Annotated in this window: 3 protein-coding genes; all 3 read right to left on the reverse strand. The window is 35.8% G+C overall.

Features of this window, described 5'->3' with window-relative positions; translation table 11 throughout:
* Positions 1–466 (reverse strand): PilN domain-containing protein (locus M901_RS01120; protein ID WP_021276315.1); only part of this gene is annotated, 466 nt, incomplete at its 3' end.
* Positions 466–1,587 carry a type IV pilus assembly protein PilM gene (gene pilM, locus M901_RS01125; protein ID WP_021276316.1) on the reverse strand — a complete coding sequence of 374 codons (1,122 nt, stop codon included), beginning with the start codon at positions 1,585–1,587 and terminating at the stop codon, positions 466–468. The genes M901_RS01120 and pilM, both read right to left, overlap by 1 nt.
* A gap of 78 nt (positions 1,588–1,665) precedes the next feature.
* Entirely contained in the window at positions 1,666–2,481 is an 816-nt protein-coding gene (locus M901_RS01130; protein WP_021276318.1) for an A24 family peptidase, read from the reverse strand.
* Positions 2,482–2,590 lie beyond the last annotated feature (109 nt).

Genomic DNA, 2,590 nt, shown 5'->3' on the forward strand with positions numbered 1-2,590 from the left:
TGATCAACTCTCCTACACTTCTATATGAAACCGCTCCCCCCTCTAAGAAGAGCCTCTTCTCTTTATTTATCGACATTTTATCGAACCAAAGATCTTCCGGTACAATTTTAGATAAGGCCGAAAGAATATTTTTAGGATTCGTCTTCTGCTTTAAGACTTGTTCAACCTGTAGCTCTCGTGTTTTTAATTTCTTAATTTGCTGATCAAAAGCAGTTAAGAGCTCTTTTACGTTTCGATCTTTTTTAATTTGTGTTTGAAGGGCTCTTTGCCTTTTTGATAGAGCGGTACTTTCCCTTTCTAATTTATCTAAGTCAGAACCGATCTGAGGTATCACAAATGTATCGACACAAACCTTTACAATATATGCAAAGATAAGTGGCTTCCAATTCATGTTATTAAGGTCAATACCAGCAACAACTGGCAGCCTTATGGGCTTCTTCTTTTCTAATAAGTTAATTTCTATCATTAGCGCAACTCCCTCATTGCAAGCCCGAGGGCAACTACACCATGATAAGCAATTTTACTTAGGTCATCTTCGTCAATTTTTTTATCGTCATACTCAAAGGCACGAAATGGATTTAGCACAGAGACATCAACACCAAGTAAATCAGATAGACCATCTAATAGACCAGGTAGCTGAATAGATCCACCTGTTACGTAACATTCGGCAATTGAATCATCTGAAGTTGAATTCACATAGAAGTCTATTGTCTTCTTTATCTCATTAAAGAATGTTTCATTGATTTCTTTTACAATCTCACTAACTTCTTCTGGAAGATTTCCCGAATCATCAGTGTTAGTTTTAAGGTCTTCTGCTTCACTAAAGTTAACACCAAGCTGCCTCTGAATCTCTTCAGTTACCATGGCACCACCAACAGGGATTTCTTTAGTAAAGATAGGCATTCCGCCTTTATAAATTACGCATTCTGTTTTTTGAGCGCCTATATCCAAAATGAGCCAAGACTTAACAAACTCATCCTCTTCATCATTAGCAATCTCATCTACCATTGTGTATTCAAACACATTACTGATGGCCAATGGAGTAAGATCGACAATTTTAATCTTACCCTGTGCTTTATCGACAATATCTCTGAAATTCATCAGAACATCTTTTCTAACGGCAGCAACGATAACATCGACACCACCACCTTCATTTTCTCCAACAACATAGTGTCCGAGATTACTTTCTTCAACTGGGAAAGGAAGGTATTGCTCAGCTTCCCAAAGAACCTGATCCTCAATTTCCTCTTCGTCTCCACCCGCAAGTTGTAGCTTACGAACAACAGTATTAGGGCCAAATAGACCTAGACAGACACTAGGGTTTTTCGCACCAATTTCATTAAAAGCTTCCTCTATTGCAGAGAGTAACTCTTCTTCTTTTTGAATTTCATCTTCGATTAATACTGTATCGGGAAGTGGAATACTCGCGTACTTGAGTAATTTGAACGTATCTCCGCTAGATGCAACTTCTGCAATCTTAACTGAGCTAAGGCCAATGTCTAAACCAATGACTTTCTTGCTGGAAAGACCTAATAGGTCTTTGACTCCATCAACTACATCCTGTGGTTTTACTGATTTTAAGTCCATATACATTCCATCGACATTGGTACTTCAGAAAAATTATACCTTGCATCGTTTCAACATTTCAAGAAGTTAATGCGTTTTTTAAAAGATTAACCCCAATAACATCTTATAATATTTTGGAAAGTATATTTGAAACGCTGCAACAACTAAAATAAATGGACCAAATGGTATTCTAGTTTTCTTATCTATAACGCCCAGTGCAATCATTGGTAATCCAATCAATGAACCCAAGGTGCAACTCATAAAAATATTTCTGAGGATTTCAAATGGGCCAAGGATTAAGCCTAATGCGGCCCATAATTTTATATCCCCCATACCTAGACCTTCTTTCTTTCTCAAGACATAAAAAAGCCATGTCACCCCAGCAGGGAAACCGAAGCCAATAAGGAGTCCAAAGAACCAAAACTCAAATGGTTTTGAAAAAAAGGACTGAATAAGAAAAAGTAACGCCAAATATAAGGTAACGCCATTTGGTAATATTTTATGTTTTAGATCAATGACGAAGTGAACTGTGAAGGCACAGGCAATTGAAAAGAAAAAGATATAACTTGTTAAAGAGTGAATATTAACGACTTTAGGAAAAAGTAAAAATGAAACAATCCCTATAAATAATTCTACCAATGGATAGACAGGACTAATCTTTACTTGGCAACCAGAACACTTTCCTCTTAGAAAGAGCCAACTGAAAACAGGTATATTTTCATACCAATAAATTAATTTATTACATGATGGACAATGAGATCTATCATTTACAAAATTCTTCTTTATAGGAAGTCTATAAATTAGAACGTTTAAAAAACTCCAACAAGCAAACCAAAAACGGCTGCTGAAATTTGGTAAATAAGTATTTCCATTATTCGAGCTCTTTTCTACTAAATAAGTAGGTACAAATAACAATTAAAAAAATAATATAAAAGATACCATACAGTGCTCCCCCTGCAATAAACTCAGAAGAAAGACCCCTATTATAGATTGCGAAATCCTTAATATTAAGCTTGTCTAAATT

The organism is Bacteriovorax sp. DB6_IX, assembly GCF_000447775.1.
GTDB lineage: Bacteria > Bdellovibrionota > Bacteriovoracia > Bacteriovoracales > Bacteriovoracaceae > Halobacteriovorax_A.